Raw genomic sequence first — 14,943 nt, forward strand, 5'->3', positions numbered from 1 at the left:
GACACCTTGCGCGGCGGCGACATCGTGAACTTCGACATGACGCTGGAGAAGAACGCCTATACCGCCAACTCGGTCAAGACCTACATGCCCGGCAATGTGGTCGCCCCTGCACGGCGGCTGGTGCGCACAACTTACGAAGCCATGTGGAAAGGCATCCGCGCCGTGCGCCCGGGCGCGGCGCTGGGCGATATCGGCTTCGCCATCGAGCGCCATGCGAAGCAGGCGGGCTATTTGTGTGGTCCGCGAAGTCTTCAGCCACGGTATCGGCCGGCACATGCACGAGGACCCGCAGGTGCCGCATTTTGGACGGCGCGGCACGGGCATGGCGCTGCGCCCCGGCATGACCTTCACGACCGAGCCGGCGCTGAACCAGGGCGGCCGCAATGTTTTCACCGAAGACGATGGCTGGACGGTGCGTACGCAGGACGCCCGCCTGTCTGCGCAGTTCGAACACACAGCCGCCGTCACCGGCACGGGCGTATCTGTCCTGACGCTGCGCCAGCACGAGCAATACATGATCACGGAAAAGGCCGGCGCGGGCTGAGCCCGCCCCGTCACCTTTCGCGGTTCAGCGCGCCTTCGTGCACCGGCCCGCCGAACCAGCGGAGCGTTGCCGCCGTCTCCGCAAAGGTGGCCGCTTCCGCTGCGATGGCCCCCGCGAGCCCCTGCCAGGCGCCTGCCGTGCGCGGGGCTGTCCTGCCCCGCGAGGTCTGATGCCCGCGCTTTCGCCGCGCCGCCCGAACACCGCAAATCTGCTGCACATGTCATGTCTTATCCACCGAAATCGGTGGGCCCGAGGCAATGGAGGCCCGCTCCTCCCGGGCTCGCCGCTCCCCGCAATTTCCCCGCGCAATCTGGCGCAAACTCCCCTATACGGCCCTCCATGAGCTTTCCAGATCGCCAGACTGTGCTTGATTTCCTGAAGGAAAACCCCGCCGCCACGTCCAAGGCCGAGATTGCCAGGGGCCTCAAGGTGAAGGGCAAAGAGCGCGCGATCCTGCGCGAAGTGCTCGAGGAGCTGGAGCGCGAGGGCAAGCTGGAGCGCACCGGCAAGCGCAGCTTTGCGCAGACCGACCGGCCCCCGCCGAGCGGCCTCGTCGAGTTCACCCGCCTCACCCGCGAGGGCGACCTGATCGGCCAGTGCGTCGGCGACCATGGCCTCTTCGGTCCTGAACTCATCTATGGCGGCCCCTCCGGCAAATCGCGCAGCCGTGCCCCCGCCAGGGGCGACCGGGCGGTGTGCAAGATCGCCGAGCGCGACAATGGCGAATGGCGCGCCTATGTCGTCACGCTGCTTGAAAAGCGCGTGTCGGACCGCATCGTCGGCCTCTATAATAAAACCCCGCATGGCGGTCGCGTCTCACCCGCCAGCCGCAAGGAACGCCGCGAATTCCTGATCCAGGAAGCCGACCGTAAGGGGGCCAAGGACGGCGACCTCGTCGTGGCCGAGCCTAAGCCGCAGGGCCGGCGCCAGTATGGCCCGGCGCTCGGCGTGATCACCGAAGTGATCGGCCATATCACGGATGCCCGCTCTGCCAGCCTTATCGCGATCCATGCCAATGAAATCCCGATGGATTTCCCGGACGAGGTGATCGCCGAGGCCAAGTCCAAGGAGCCCGCGAAAGTTGCGCGTACAGATCTTACCCGCACGCCGCTGATCACCATTGACCCGCATGACGCCCGCGATCATGACGACGCCGTGCATGCCGAAGAATTGCCCGATGGCAGCTGGAAGGTCATCGTCGCGATTGCAGATGTCTCCGCTTATGTCACCGAAGGCTCGGCCCTCGACAAGGAAGCCGAGAAGCGCGGCAATTCGACCTATTTCCCGGACCGTGTAGTCCCCATGCTGCCGTTCGAACTCTCGGCGGAGGCTTGCTCGCTGAAGGAAGGCGAACTGCGCCCCTGCCTCGCGGTCGAGATGATCTTCTCGAAAGACGGACACAAGAAATCCCACCGCTTCCTGCGCGCCACGATGCGCTCTGCCGCGAAACTTGCTTACGAAGAGGCGCAGGCCGCCATTGATGGCAAGCCGGGCGGCAAGGCGGCGGAAATGCTCGCCACTGTCCTGCGCCCGCTCTGGGACGCGTATGCGGCTGTCTCGAAGGCGCGCGATCTGCGCAGCCCGCTCGATCTCGACATGCCGGAGCGACGCATCCAGTTCAATCCGGAAGGCGAGATCACCGGTATCGTGACGAAGGAGCGCCTTGAGGCGCACCGCCTGATCGAGGAATTCATGATCCAGGCAAACGTCGCCGCCGCTGAAACGCTGGAGGAAAAGCGCAGCCCGGTCGTCTACCGGGTGCACGATACGCCGTCGGACGCCAAGATCGCCGCGTTTGCGGATTTCCTGCAGACGCTCGACATGAAATGGAACATCGGGGAACGTCCACAGACGCACAAGTTCAACAAGCTGCTCGCGGAAATCCGGGGTGGCGATTATGAGGGCATGATCCAGCAGATGGTTCTGCGCTCGCAGGCGCAGGCGATCTATTCGGAAGAAAACCTCGGCCATTTCGGCCTGAACCTCGCGCGCTATTCGCACTTCACCTCGCCCATCCGCCGCTACGCCGACCTTGTCGTCCACCGCGCGCTGATAACGGCGCATGATTTCGGCCCGGACGGTCTTTCGGAACGCTCCGCCGCACGGCTTGAGGAAATCGCCGGCCATATCTCGATGACCGAGCGCCGCTCGATGGCCGCCGAGCGCGACGCGACCGACCGGTATCTCGCCATCTTCCTCGCGGACCGGGTCGGCGCGGAATTTGACGGCCGCATTACGGGCGTCACGCCGGCCGGACTGTTCGTTGCGCTCGCAGGCTCCGGCGCGGACGGGTTCGTGCCCATCTCCTCGCTGTCAGACGAGTACTGGGTGCATGATGCCGCCGCGATGGCGGTCTACGCGCGCGGCTCGGGGCGCACCTTCTCGCTCGGCCAGATCGTCCGTGTGCGTCTGCGCGAAGTCACGCCCCTGCAGGGCGGACTTTTGCTCGAGATGATTTCCGATCCCCTCCCCGCGCCCGCCGGGCGAAGCTCCGCCCGCAAGGCGATCAGCCGCGATTCGGACGGCAATCGGGGGCATCGCGGTGGAGGCGCAGGCCCACCCCGCCGCGGCAAACCGAAATTCGACAAGCGGACTTTGCCGCCAGGCGCGACGAAGAAGAAAAAGAAGCGGTAACTCCATCCGCGCATCCCCGCGCAGAGACCGGGAGGCGATGTGACCTCACGTCATGGTGCACTGCGCCTTGCAATCGCCCATTTCGCACGGATGATGGCGCCTATGCTGAACACTGTTTTTGACAAGGACGAAGACGGCGTCGCCGTCATGAAGGGCGTGCCGAGCCTGCGCCCGCGTGATGCCGCAACGCTGATTCTCGTGCGCCGGGATGCCTCACAGCCGCGCGTGCTGATGGGCAGGCGCGCGGGCACCAATGCCTTCATGCCGGACAAGTATGTCTTCCCCGGCGGCCGTGTGGACCCAAAGGATTCCAAGGCCATCGCCTGGGAGGAACTGCGCCCCGAAGTCGAGGCGAAGCTGCGCATCCAGTCGCGCCGGAATCCGCGCGCCCTCGCGCTGACCGCCATTCGCGAGACTTTTGAGGAGACCGGGCTGATCGTCGGCCGCTCAGCCGAGATGCCGGATCTGGCCCCGCCCGGCTGGGAAGATTTCCACAAGCTGGACGTGGTGGCGGACCTCTCCTCCCTCGTTTTCATCGGCCGCGCCGTCACGCCGCCCTCCCGGCCCCGGCGCTTTGATGCGCGGTTTTTCATGGCCGAGGCCGAGCATGCCCTGATCGACGAGCGCCCCCCGGTAGACGGGGCGGAGCTTTCGGATCTTCAATGGGTGACACTGGCAGACGCGATGAAGCTGGACCTGCCCTCTGTCACCCGGTTCATGCTGGGTGAGATCGGCGAACGGCTCGCGAAGCCCGGCCACGAGCCCGGCCCGCCTTTCCTGCGCTGGAGCCGGTCCGGACACGCCACAGACCGGCTTTGACCGCTTGACTTGAGCGCCCTACCTCGTCAATAAGCCCGTTTCCCGGTTTCAACCCCATTCGAGAAGGGCCACCCCATGGCCAAACCCGCCACGATCAAGATTCGCCTCAATTCGACGGCTGACACCGGCTTTTTCTACGTGACGAAGAAGAATCCGCGCACCATGACCGAAAAGATGGTGAAGAAGAAATACGATCCGGTTGCGAAGAAGCACGTCGATTTCAAAGAAGGCAAGATCAAGTAAAATCCTGTTCTTCATGGAATTTCCGGAAGCCCGCGCCCTCATCGGCGCGGGTTTTCCCGTTCAGGGGCTCCGGGTGGGTTCGACGTCGCGCTCGTTGAGATGCCGGATGCGGCGCAGGCCCGGGAAAATGAGGATGGAGGCCGCCGCCACGCCGATGGCTGCGAAGCCGCCCGCCACAACGGTAAACACCGGCCCGGCAAAGGCCGCCATGAAGCCGGCGCGGGTTTCGCCCAGTTCGTTGGAGGCGCCGACGAAGATCGAGTTCACGGCGTTGACGCGGCCCCTCACCTCGTCCGGCGTCCAGAGCTGCAGGATGATCTCGCGCACATAGACCGAGATCATGTCGAACCCGCCGACGCACATCAGCGCCAGGATAGATACCCAGGCCAGGGTCGAGGCGCCAAATACCGCTGTCGCGAGGCCGAACAGCGCGACCGCTATCAGCAGGATCAAGCCGGCATGATCCCTGATCGGAAAGGCCGTGATCAGCGCGATGGCGATGATCGCCCCGATGCCAGGTGACGCCCTGAGAAGGCCGAGGCCGAGTTCGCCGACATGCAGGATGTCGCGCGCATAGATCGGCATGAGGGCCACCGCCCCGCCGAGCAGCACCGCGAACAGGTCCAGCGAGACCGCCCCCAGCACGACCTTGTCCTTCCAGACATAGCGGAAGCCGCCGAGGATGCTGGCGAGCGTTGGCGGCTCGCGGGAGACGATCTGGTTGGGTTTGGGGATTGAGAAGATCAGCGTTGCGGCGGCAATGAAGAGGCAGGTGGCGGTGCCATAGGCGGCCTCCGGCGCGAGACCGTAGAGGAGCGAGCCGACGACCGGACCTGCGATAGTGGCCATCTGCCAGGACGAGGTGATCCAGCCGACCGCGTTTGGAAAGTCCTCGCGCGGCACGAGGTTCACGGCGAGGCTGGTGGCGGCAGGGCCGTAGAAGGCGCGGGCGGTGCCGAAGAGGGTCAGGATGGCGAGCACCAGTACCGGCTCGAACCGGCCGTTCAGCACGAGCAGGAGGATGCTCGCTGCGCAGCTCATCATCACCAGCGCGCCGCAGCCCATGACGAGGCGGCGGCCCAAGCGGTCAGCGGCATTGCCAGTGACGACGACCAGCAGCAGCGCGGGCAGGAATTGCACGAGCCCGATCCAGCCGAGCAGCGCGGCGCTGCGTGTCTCGTCATACATCTGCCAGGCGACAGCGACCGAGACGATCTGCGCCGAGAAAGACGTCAGGAACCGGGAGAAGAAATAGCGCTGGTAGGAGGAATGCCGGAACGCCGCGAAACGGTTAGACATGGTTCGGGCCGCCGGGCTTAAAAGTCATGTCCGGCTGTCGCGCGCTGGCGCGGGCCTGTCAATCAGGCGGCGATGCTCTGGACGCAGTTACGCCCTGCGGCCTTGGCCTGATAGAGCGCCGCATCGGCGCGGGCGATCAGCTCGGCCATCGTGTCGTTCGGTCCCTGCAGGCTCGCGACGCCGGCACTCACGGTCACTGAAACCTGCTGCGTATCTCTGAGCACACTGAACACCCCGGCAGCAATCGCCTTGCGCACGCGTTCGGCGGCGGCGAAGGCCTGTTCGCCCGGCGTTTCCGGCAGGATAACGAGGAACTCCTCGCCGCCCTGGCGGCAGGCGACATCCACCTGCCGGATATTCTGGCGCAGGCGATCGGCCAGTTCCTGCAGCACTTCGTCACCGGCCTGGTGGCCGTGGGTGTCGTTGATCAGCTTGAAATGGTCGATGTCCAGCATCATCACCGACAGCGGCTTTCCACCCATCACGGCGCGCTGCATGTATTGCTGCAGCTGGCTGGTCATGTAGCGGCGATTGAAGAGGCCCGTGAGCTGGTCAATGACCGATAGCTCGAGGCCGCGGTCGACGCGCTCGCGCAGGATCTCGACATACCGTGTTCGGCGCGCCTGCGCGCGCACACGGGCGAGCAGTTCCGGGGCATCGACCGGCGCCATGATCGTGTCACTGGCGCCGATCTCCATACCCTTCACAGCCTTGGCGCGGTCCAACGGATCGCAGATCAGCAAGATGGAAACGGCGCGGGTCACGTCATTGGTCTTGAAGTGCGCGCAGAGTTTCAGCGGGTCGAAACTTTTCGACAGAAGCGATACGAGCAGGACGTCCGTGCGCTCCTGCGCAAGGTCGCCCATGTTGGCGGATTCGAGCAGCGTCATGACCTTGTGGCCATTCTCGCGCAGCATCGTCGCGACGCGCGCCGAGGTACGCGGATTATCGTCGATCAGGAACACGCGGGCCGGGCCATCGGTCTCGTCGCCAGCGCCGATTTCCATCGCCCCGGTCTTCAGGCCGCTGGCTTCACGTTTGCGCAGTTCGGAGGTCACGGCGTTGTAGCGCATCAGCGTGTTAACGCGCGAATTGAGGAGGAAATCATCGACCGGCTTGGTGAGGAAGTCCTCCGCACCCGCATCAAGTCCGCGCACGCGGTCTTCGGTGTCGCTGAGGGCGGTGACCATCACGACCGGGATATGCGCGGTGACCGGATCGGCCTTCAGGCGCCGGCAGACTTCATAGCCATCCATGCCGGGCATCATCACGTCAAGCAGGATGATTTCCGGATCATGGGTCTGCGCCATTTCGAGCGCCTGCGGCCCGCTGCTGGCGAGGATGACGGAATGGTATTGCGCCTCCAGCTTGGCCTGAAGGAGGCGCCGGTTGGCTTCGATGTCATCGACGATTAGGATTCTTGCGCTCATGCTGGCTGCTTCGGCATCAGAGCTTCAACCGCGCGGATAAAAGAGGCAATCTGGATCGGCTTGGAGAGGTAACCCTCGCAGCCGGCTTCACGTACGCGCTGTTCATCCGTACGCATCGCAAACGCCGTCACCGCCAGAACCGGAATGTGGGCGACCTTCTTGTCGTCCTTCAGCCAGCGGGTAATGTCGAGACCTGAGACTTCCGGGAGCTGGATGTCCATGATGATCAGGTCGGGCAGTTCCTTCCGGGCGATTTCCACCGCCTTGGCTCCGTCCCGGCACTGGAAGGTCTTGAACCCGAAAGCGCCCAGCAGGTCACAGAACAGGCGCATGTTGAGGTCGTTATCCTCAACAACCAGCACTGTCCGGGGGGTGTCATTAGTCATACGGTTCTGTTTTGCTGACGATACGCACGAATGCTACGCAATGAATTTCAGTTATACCGTCAAAAGTTAACACGCATTTATGCCGGTCCGGCGGCGGGTTTGGGGCAGCGGCAGGAGGAGGGGGGAAAACAGCAGTATGACAAGCCTCTGCCGGGACTGCCTCACTGTAAAAAATGAAGATTTTGACCGGTGCGGCCCGTGCGGCGGCCACCGGATCGTCAGCCATGACGCTTTGGCAACCCTGGGAATCGCGCATGTCGATTGCGATGCCTTCTATGCCTCGGTCGAGAAGCGGGACAATCCGGCCCTGCGCAATGTCCCGCTGATCGTCGGCGGGGGCACACGGGGGGTGGTGACGACCTGCTGCTACATGGCGCGGCTTTACGGCGTGCGCTCAGCCATGCCGATGTTCAAGGCGCTGAAGCTGTGCCCTGAAGCGGTGGTCGTACCGCCGGATTTCTCCAGGTACAGCGAGGCCGGCCGGGCCATCCGCGGGCTGATGGACACGCTGACGCCCCTGGTGCAACCTGTGTCGATCGACGAGGCCTATCTGGATCTCTCCGGCACCGGGCGGCTGCACGGCGTACCCCCGGCCGCGAGCCTTGCCCGCCTGGCGCTGGAAGTGGAGAAACAGGTGGGCGTGACGGTATCCATCGGGCTTTCTTCCAACAAGTTCCTGGCGAAGACCGCAAGCGAACTCGACAAGCCTCGCGGCTTCGCCGTGCTCGCGCCCGAAGAGGCTGAAGCCTTCCTCGCCGACAAGCCTGCGGGCTTCCTTCACGGTGTGGGGCCGAAGTTTGCCGGTTCGCTGGCGAAGGACGGTTTCCACACGGTCGGCGATATTCAGCTTGCGGAGCTGAAGGACCTGATCCGCCGCTATGGCGAGACCGGGGAATGGCTGAAGAAATGTGCACACGGGCGCGACAACCGGAAAGTCAGCCCGCATGATGATCGCAAGTCCGTGTCGAGCGAGACGACCTTTTCCGAGGACACGGCGGATCTTGCCCTGCTTGAGGACCATCTCTGGCGCCTCAGCGTGAAGACCGCCGACCGGGCGAAGGCCGAAGGCGTTGTCGCCGCAGTGGTGACGCTGAAGCTGAAGACCGCCGACTTCAAGCCGGTCACGCGGCGCATCTCGCTGCACGCGCCGACGCAGCTGGCGCAGGAAGTGTTCCGCACGGCGCGGCCGCTGCTGGCAAAGGAAGCCGGCGGACGGGTCAAATACCGGCTGATTGGCGTCGGGCTTTCGGGCCTCTCACCCTTCCATTTGTCCTTCCATTCGGACGGGACGGACCTGATTGATCCGAAAGTGGCCAAGCGGGCCGCTGCCGAGCGCGCCTCCGACAAGGCGCGGGCAAAGTTCGGGCGGGACGCGGTGATCACGGGGCGCGCGGCGAAGATGGCGCGGGACAGGCAGACGGACTGAGCGGGGCTGACTTGGCCGCCGTCAGAGGCTAGGACGGGACGAATACAATCCAGGGAGTTGCCCCATGCCTACGCCCGAAGAGAAACTCGACGCCCTTGGCATCGTTCTGCCGCCGCCGATGAAGCCAGTGGCGACCTATGTGCCGTTCGTGATCACGGGCAACCTGCTCTATGTTTCCGGCCAGGTGAGCGCGACGACGGACGGACGCATTCTCGGGCGCCTCGGCGAAAACATGGAACTCTCCGCCGGGCAGCATGCCGCGCGGATCTGCGGCATTAACCTGATCGCGCAGTGCAAGGCGGCGGTGGGCGATTTGTCGCGCATCAAGCGCGTGGTGAAGCTGGGCGGGTTCGTGAATGCCGCGCCGAACTTCGTGGACATTCCGCAGGTCGTAAACGGCTGCTCCGACCTGATGGTCGATGTGTTCGGCGAGGCCGGCAAGCATGCGCGCTCGGCGGTGGCCTGCCCGACATTGCCGCTGGGGGTTGCGGTGGAAGTCGACGGCGTGTTCGAGATCGGCTGAGCGATGGCGCGCCGGTTTGATCTCAGCGCCTTTGCCTATGCGCACCGGGGCCTGTGGCTGACGCAAGGGCCGCCGGAAAATTCGCTGGCGGGATTTCGCGCGGCGGCGAAGGCGGGGCTTGGCGCGGAGTTCGACCTGCGTCCCGCTTTGGATGGCACGGCGATGATTTTCCATGATCCGCTGCTGGACAGGATGACCGGAGAGACGGGCCTTTTCGAGCAGCGGGAGGCAGGGGCGCTGAGGGCGATGGGCCTGACCGGGTCGGGCGAGCGTATCCCTTCGTTTGATGACCTCTTGGACCTCTGGCCGCAGGATCTGCCGCTGCTGTGCGAAATGAAGATCGACGGAACGACCGATCCGGCAGCCTTTGCGCGTACGATTGCGGGCCGGCTGGCAGACTGGCCAGGGCTGGCGGCGGCGATGAGCTTTTCGGAGGAAGCTGTGCGGGCGCTTCCCGAAACGCTGATGCGGGGGCAGCTGGTGGTGCCGATGAGCTATACTGATGGCGACACGTTTGACGCCATTGTGAAGCGCGCGGTTGCGGACGGGATCGACTACCTCGCCTTGCACCACTCCGACCTTTCAAGGGCAGCCGGGCTGGCGACTGGCAAGCCGGCGGCGACCTGGACCGTGCGCAGCGAGGCGGACCTGGCGGCGGCGCGGGCTTACAATCCGGCAATCATCTTTGAGCATATCGACCCAGCGCACGCGGCGCCCTAAATTGACCGGCATGGATTCTGCCCTGCCCCGAATCACCATCGTCAATTCGCTGAGCGCCGTTGACCCGGCCGCCTGGAACGCGGCCGCGAATCCGCCGGGGCTGGCCTGTGATCCGTTTGTCAGCTGGGAATTCCTGGAGGCGATGGAATCCTCCGGCGCGGCGACCCCGCGCACGGGATGGCGGGGTGCGCATGTGCTGGCCCACGACGCGGGCGGGCGCCTGCGCGGGGCGATGCCGATGTGGTTCAAGAGCCATTCGCGCGGCGAGTTCGTGTTCGACCAAAGCTGGGCGGAGGCCTGGGAGCGCGCAGGCGGGGCTTATTATCCGAAGCTGCTGACCGCCGTGCCCTTCACGCCGGTGACCGGGCGGCGGCGGCTGGTGGCGCCGGGGCCGGACGCAGCGATCTACAAGGCCGCGCTGCTGCAGGGGGCGCTGCAACTTGTGACGGAGACACAGGTCTCCTCGTTCCACATGAACTTCATTGAAGCGGAGGAAGCGCCGGCGCTGGAGCATGCGGGCCTCCTGATCCGCACGGACCAGCAGTTCCACTGGCAGAATGCCGGGTACAGATCATTCGAGGCATTCCTCGCGACACTGTCTTCCGAGAAGCGCAAGAACCTGCGCAAGGAGCGCTTAAAGGCGCAGGAGGGACTGACCTTCCGGCACATCACGGGCAGCGAGATCACCGAGGCGCATCTCGACATTTTCTTTGACTTCTACATGGACACCGGCAGCCGAAAGTGGGGCTCACCCTATCTGACGCGCAGGAGCTTTTCCCTGCTCCGTGAGCGGATGGCCGGCGATATACTGTTCATCTTCGCCTATGAAGGCGAGCGCCCGATTGCCGGGGCAATGAACATTATCGGCTCGGAAACGCTCTATGGCCGTTACTGGGGCACACTGGACCAGCGGCCGATGCTGCATTTCGAGACGTGCTATTATCAGGCCATCGACTTTGCGATTGCGCGCGGCCTGACGACCGTGGAGGCCGGGGCGCAGGGCGGGCACAAGCTGGCGCGCGGCTATAGCCCGGTACTGACACATTCGGCGCACTGGATCACCCATGCGGGCTTCCGCGCAGCGGTGGCCGATTACCTTACCCGTGAGCGCCAAGCCGTGGACGCGGATTTTGAATATCTCAAAGACAGAACACCTTTCAGGAAACAAGATACATGACCCTTCACGCCCCTTACGACCCAAGCAATATCTTTGCAAAAATCCTGCGCGGCGAGATGCCTAGCGTGAAGGTATACGAGGATGAGGCGGCGCTCGCATTCCTGGACGTATTCCCGATGGGCGAAGGCCATACGCTGGTGATCCCGAAGCGGGGCGAGGCGCGGCATTTCATTGACCTGCCGGAAGCGGAAGTGGGCGGCTACATGCTCAGCGTGCAGAAGGTGGCGCGGGCGGTAGAGAAGGGATTGAGCCCGGACGGTGTGCGCATCTTCCAGTTCAATGGCGCCCCCGCGGGGCAAAGCGTTTTCCACCTGCATTTCCATGTACTGCCGGTATGGGAAGGCCGCGCTGTTGGCCCGCATGCGACTGGCGCGATGAAGAGCGCGGCGGAGCTGGATCCGGTGGCGGCCCGGATACGGGCGGGGTTTTAAAGCTGCCGTCTGCCCGCTCCCGCAAGCGGGACAGGAGTTAGCAGGTCAGATCCCGAGTTTGGCTTTCAGGATGTCGTTGACAGCCTGGGGGTTGGCTTTGCCGCCCGAGGCTTTCATCACCTGGCCGACGAACCAGCCAAGGGTCTGCGGCTTGTCTTTAACCTTCGCGACCTGTTCGGGGTTTGCCGCGATGATCTCGTCGACGACCTTTTCGATGGCGCCGGTGTCGGTGACTTGCTTCAGGCCGTGTTTCTCGACGATTGTGCCAGCTTCGCCTTCACCGGAGATCATCCGGGCAAAGACGTCCTTGGCGATCTTGCCGCTGATCGTGTTGTCGGAGATGAGGCCTATCAGGCCGCCGAGCGCGCTGGCGGAAACCGGGCTTTGCGAGAGCTCGAGGCCCTCCTTGTTGAGGTAGCCGAAGAGTTCCTGCGTGACCCAGTTGGCGGCGAGCTTTGCATCGCGGCCCCTGGCAACTTCCTCGAAGAAGAGCGCCTTGTCGGCCTCGGAGGTGAGCACGCCGGCATCATAGCGCGACAGTCCGTACTCGGACTGGAACCGGGCGCGCTTCTGGTCCGGCAGTTCAGGCAAGGATTTTCGGATCTCCTCGATCCAGGACTTCTCGAGTTCGAGCGGCAGGAGGTCGGGGTCCGGGAAGTAGCGGTAATCGTGCGCATCTTCCTTGGAGCGCATGGAGCGCGTTTCGCCCTTCACCGCATCGAACAGGCGGGTTTCCTGGTCGACCTTGCCACCGCCTTCGATGATCTCAATCTGGCGGCGGGCCTCGTACTCGATGGCCTGCTGTATGAACCGGTAGGAGTTCATGTTCTTTAGCTCGCAGCGCGTGCCGAGGTGCTTGAAATCGCCGGTTTCGCGGAACTTCTCGTAGGCGCCCGGGCGGCAGACGGAAACGTTCACGTCGGCGCGCAGGTTACCCTTTTCCATGTCGCCGTCACAGGTGCCGAGCGCAATGACGATAGCGCGGATTTTCTTGACATAGGCGGCGGCCTCGGCGGGCGAGCGCACGTCGGGTTTGGAGACGATTTCCATCAGCGCAACACCGGAGCGGTTGAGGTCCACATAGGTCGCGTGCGGGTCCATGTCGTGGATTGACTTGCCAGCGTCCTGCTCGAGGTGGAGGCGCTCGATGCGGCAAGTGAAGGCATAATCCTCCTTACCCGGAACTTCTACGTCCACATCGATTTCGCCTTCGCCGACGATAGGGTGGGCGAACTGCGAGATCTGGTAGCCTTGCGGCAGGTCGGGGTAGAAATAGTTTTTCCGGTCAAAGCGACTGAAGGTGTTGATCTGCGCTTTCAGCCCGAGGCCGGTGCGGATGGCCTGTTCGACGCAGAAGCGGTTGATGACCGGGAGCATGCCGGGCATGGCCGCGTCGACGAGGGAGACGTTGCAGTTCGGGTCCGAGCCAAAGGCCGTGGAAGCGCCGGAGAAGAGCTTCGCGTTGGACGCGACCTGGGCATGGATTTCCAGTCCCATGACGACTTCCCAGTCGCCGGTTTCGCCTTTGATGCGGAAGGTGGGTCGTTCGGTCATTAGGGTCTCGGCTGCTTGAGGTGTTGAGGCGTTTTCAGGGGAAGCCGGGCAGGTCAGTCCAGCTTGCCTTCTTCGCGGGCCTTGCGGATGCGTTCGCGGCGGGCAGCCATGCGGTCCTTGACGTTGGTGGACGAGGCTGCCGGCAGGGCGGCAGGCACTTCGGGCGCGGCGTCTGGTTGCGGGCCGGCTTCCTCGGGGGCAAGTTTGCCTTCAGCGACCAGCTTGCGGCGGCGCGCTTCCAGTTGGGCTTCGCGGGCGGCGAGCGCCTTGCTGCGCGGCGCGAACAGGCCGGAGAGCTTACCCTGCCCTGCCCCGCCCGGCGCCGGGCGCTCCGACAGCTTCATCGCGCGCGCCTTGAGGACGCTGTTGATGCGCCAGGCAACATAGAGGGCCACGAGGACGCAGACACCGGCCATGATCCGCATTTCGGGATCGGCGAGGCTGTAGCCATAACGGCTGAGGACGCCGCTGATCAGGATGGCGCCCAGGATCAGGACGATTGCGAAGATACCAATAAAACGAACCATGAGAGCAATCTACCACCAGCGCTCGGGCTTGGCCACAAAGCCGGCAGCATCTTCCAGCGCGCCGCCGACACGGAAGCAGGCCGCCTCGTCGAGCGCCTTGCCAATGACCTGCAGGCCGAGCGGCAGCCCGCTGACCGAGAGGCCGGTGGGCACTGCGATACCGGGAAGTCCGGCGAGGTTTGCGGTGACGGTGAAGACGTCGTTGAGGTACATTTCCACGGGGTCGCCGGACTTTTCGCCGAAGGCAAAGGCGGGCGACGGACAGGCAGGCGTGAGGATCGCGTCACAGCTTTCGAAGGCCGCCACGAAGTCCTGGAATATCTTGGTACGGACTTTCTGGGCGCGCAGGTAATAGGCGTCATAATAGCCCGACGAGAGCACATAGGTGCCGATCATCAGGCGGCGCTGCACTTCCTTGACGAAGCCGGAGGCGCGGGTGCCTTCATAGGTCTGCGTCAGGTTGCCCGCCTCGACGCGCGCGCCGTAGCGCATGCCGTCATAGCGGGCAAGGTTGGACGAGGCTTCGGCGGGGGCGACGATGTAATAGGCCGGGAGGGCATACTTCGTATGCGGCAGGGAGATGTCGACGATCTCGGCGCCGGCTTCCTTCAGCCATTTGATGCCCTGCTGCCAGAGGGCGTCGATCTCTTCTGAGAGGCCTTCGATCCGGTACTCTTTCGGGATGCCGATGCGCATGCCTTTGACGCCCTTGCGGACATCTTGCCGCCAGTCCGGCGTGAGGATGTTCAGCGAGGTGGAATCCTTCGGGTCATGACTGCACATAACTTCGAGGAGGATGGCGCTGTCTTCGACGGTTTTTGCGATGGGGCCGGCCTGGTCGAGAGAGGAGGCAAAGGCGACCATGCCATAGCGGCTGGCGCGGCCATAGGTGGGCTTGATACCGACCGTACCCGTGAAGGCGGCGGGCTGGCGGATCGAGCCGCCGGTGTCGGAGGCGGTGGCGGCCAGGCAGAGGTTGGCGGCGACCGAGGCGGCAGATCCGCCCGAGGAGCCGCCGGGGGTGAGGCCTTGGTTGTCGCCCTTGCGGCGCCAGGGGTTGATCACATTGCCGAAATGCGAGGTCTCGTTGGAGGAGCCCATGGCGAACTCGTCCATATTGAGCTTGCCGAGCATCACGGCGCCTTCATCCCAGAGGTTCTGGGTGACGGTGGATTCGTAGGTCGGCGTGAATTCGCCGAGGATGCCCGAACACGCCGTCGTGCGGACGCC

The 14,943-nt window shown here is 64.3% G+C and carries 14 protein-coding genes and 1 pseudogene; 9 read left to right on the forward strand and 6 right to left on the reverse strand.

The features are described 5' to 3' along the window. From map to rpmG, 4 genes and pseudogenes are all read left to right on the forward strand, one after another. Positions 1-544: pseudogene (gene map / locus WEA77_RS11780) on the forward strand (type I methionyl aminopeptidase); the annotation flags it as partial. Positions 545-883: 339 nt separating this feature from the next. After that, complete coding sequence (rnr, locus tag WEA77_RS11785; protein WP_368068080.1) at positions 884-3,178, forward strand: ribonuclease R; 2,295 nt, start codon at positions 884-886, stop codon at positions 3,176-3,178. Positions 3,179-3,280: 102 nt separating this feature from the next. After that, positions 3,281-3,997 (forward strand): NUDIX hydrolase, encoded by a 717-nt coding sequence (locus tag WEA77_RS11790; protein WP_368068081.1) that lies wholly within the window; start codon positions 3,281-3,283, stop codon positions 3,995-3,997. Between the two features lie 75 nt (positions 3,998-4,072). Next, complete coding sequence (gene rpmG, locus WEA77_RS11795) at positions 4,073-4,240, forward strand: 50S ribosomal protein L33 (RefSeq protein WP_368068082.1); 168 nt, start codon at positions 4,073-4,075, stop codon at positions 4,238-4,240. A gap of 60 nt (positions 4,241-4,300) precedes the next feature. Here rpmG and WEA77_RS11800 read toward each other — a convergent pair whose 3' ends face one another. The 3 genes from WEA77_RS11800 to WEA77_RS11810 all read right to left on the reverse strand — a co-directional run bounded on the left by WEA77_RS11800 (position 4,301) and on the right by WEA77_RS11810 (position 7,355). Then, positions 4,301-5,539, reverse strand: coding sequence for an MFS transporter (locus tag WEA77_RS11800; protein WP_368068083.1), 1,239 nt, complete (start codon positions 5,537-5,539; stop codon positions 4,301-4,303). A gap of 62 nt (positions 5,540-5,601) precedes the next feature. Further along, positions 5,602-6,969, reverse strand: coding sequence for a PleD family two-component system response regulator (locus tag WEA77_RS11805; RefSeq protein ID WP_368068084.1), 1,368 nt, complete (start codon positions 6,967-6,969; stop codon positions 5,602-5,604). Beyond that, positions 6,966-7,355: a response regulator gene (locus tag WEA77_RS11810; protein ID WP_368068085.1), complete on the reverse strand. Its 390-nt coding sequence runs from the start codon at positions 7,353-7,355 to the stop codon at positions 6,966-6,968. The genes WEA77_RS11805 and WEA77_RS11810 overlap by 4 nt, the downstream gene beginning before the upstream one ends. 136 nt (positions 7,356-7,491) lie before the next feature. Between WEA77_RS11810 and WEA77_RS11815 the strand changes: the two genes are divergently transcribed. From WEA77_RS11815 to WEA77_RS11835, 5 genes are all read left to right on the forward strand, one after another. Continuing rightward, positions 7,492-8,781, forward strand: coding sequence for a DNA polymerase IV (locus tag WEA77_RS11815; RefSeq protein ID WP_368068086.1), 1,290 nt, complete (start codon positions 7,492-7,494; stop codon positions 8,779-8,781). Between the two features lie 64 nt (positions 8,782-8,845). Beyond that, positions 8,846-9,304: a RidA family protein gene (locus tag WEA77_RS11820; protein WP_368068087.1), complete on the forward strand. Its 459-nt coding sequence runs from the start codon at positions 8,846-8,848 to the stop codon at positions 9,302-9,304. A gap of 3 nt (positions 9,305-9,307) precedes the next feature. Beyond that, a complete protein-coding gene (locus WEA77_RS11825; RefSeq protein WP_368068088.1) occupies positions 9,308-10,024 on the forward strand; it encodes a glycerophosphodiester phosphodiesterase family protein in 717 nt (238 codons plus the stop codon). A 10-nt stretch (positions 10,025-10,034) separates the two neighbouring features. Continuing rightward, positions 10,035-11,201, forward strand: a complete 1,167-nt coding sequence (locus WEA77_RS11830; protein WP_368068089.1) for a GNAT family N-acetyltransferase — start codon at positions 10,035-10,037, stop codon at positions 11,199-11,201. Beyond that, on the forward strand, positions 11,198-11,632 hold the full coding sequence (locus tag WEA77_RS11835) for an HIT family protein (RefSeq protein ID WP_368068090.1): 435 nt from the start codon (positions 11,198-11,200) through the stop codon (positions 11,630-11,632). Before WEA77_RS11830 ends, WEA77_RS11835 begins: the two co-directional genes overlap by 4 nt. 45 nt (positions 11,633-11,677) lie before the next feature. Here the strand turns inward: WEA77_RS11835 and gatB are convergent, their stop codons facing one another. The 3 genes from gatB to gatA form a co-directional block, all read right to left on the reverse strand. Beyond that, positions 11,678-13,186: an Asp-tRNA(Asn)/Glu-tRNA(Gln) amidotransferase subunit GatB gene (gatB, locus tag WEA77_RS11840; protein ID WP_368068091.1), complete on the reverse strand. Its 1,509-nt coding sequence runs from the start codon at positions 13,184-13,186 to the stop codon at positions 11,678-11,680. Positions 13,187-13,239: 53 nt separating this feature from the next. Further along, on the reverse strand, positions 13,240-13,713 hold the full coding sequence (locus WEA77_RS11845; protein ID WP_368068092.1) for a hypothetical protein: 474 nt from the start codon (positions 13,711-13,713) through the stop codon (positions 13,240-13,242). A gap of 9 nt (positions 13,714-13,722) precedes the next feature. Next, positions 13,723-14,943 (reverse strand): Asp-tRNA(Asn)/Glu-tRNA(Gln) amidotransferase subunit GatA (gene gatA / locus WEA77_RS11850; RefSeq protein ID WP_368068093.1); only part of this gene is annotated, 1,221 nt, incomplete at its 5' end.

The sequence above is a fragment of the Hyphomonas sp. genome (assembly GCF_040882205.1).
Taxonomy (GTDB): domain Bacteria; phylum Pseudomonadota; class Alphaproteobacteria; order Caulobacterales; family Hyphomonadaceae; genus Hyphomonas.

Bases quoted from the DNA above. Each gene is read 5' to 3' on its own strand.
- WEA77_RS11835 (WP_368068090.1), top strand. From the start codon at position 11,198: ATGACCCTTCACGCCCCTTACGACCCAAGCAATATCTTTGCAAAAATC.
- WEA77_RS11815 (WP_368068086.1), top strand. From the start codon at position 7,492: ATGACAAGCCTCTGCCGGGACTGCCTCACTGTAAAAAATGAAGATTTT.
- rpmG (WP_368068082.1), top strand. From the start codon at position 4,073: ATGGCCAAACCCGCCACGATCAAGATTCGCCTCAATTCGACGGCTGAC.
- rnr (WP_368068080.1), top strand. From the start codon at position 884: ATGAGCTTTCCAGATCGCCAGACTGTGCTTGATTTCCTGAAGGAAAAC.
- gatB (WP_368068091.1), bottom strand. From the start codon at position 13,186: ATGACCGAACGACCCACCTTCCGCATCAAAGGCGAAACCGGCGACTGG.
- WEA77_RS11830 (WP_368068089.1), top strand. From the start codon at position 10,035: ATGGATTCTGCCCTGCCCCGAATCACCATCGTCAATTCGCTGAGCGCC.
- WEA77_RS11805 (WP_368068084.1), bottom strand. From the start codon at position 6,969: ATGAGCGCAAGAATCCTAATCGTCGATGACATCGAAGCCAACCGGCGC.
- WEA77_RS11790 (WP_368068081.1), top strand. From the start codon at position 3,281: ATGCTGAACACTGTTTTTGACAAGGACGAAGACGGCGTCGCCGTCATG.
- WEA77_RS11845 (WP_368068092.1), bottom strand. From the start codon at position 13,713: ATGGTTCGTTTTATTGGTATCTTCGCAATCGTCCTGATCCTGGGCGCC.
- WEA77_RS11810 (WP_368068085.1), bottom strand. From the start codon at position 7,355: ATGACTAATGACACCCCCCGGACAGTGCTGGTTGTTGAGGATAACGAC.
- WEA77_RS11800 (WP_368068083.1), bottom strand. From the start codon at position 5,539: ATGTCTAACCGTTTCGCGGCGTTCCGGCATTCCTCCTACCAGCGCTAT.
- WEA77_RS11825 (WP_368068088.1), top strand. From the start codon at position 9,308: ATGGCGCGCCGGTTTGATCTCAGCGCCTTTGCCTATGCGCACCGGGGC.
- WEA77_RS11820 (WP_368068087.1), top strand. From the start codon at position 8,846: ATGCCTACGCCCGAAGAGAAACTCGACGCCCTTGGCATCGTTCTGCCG.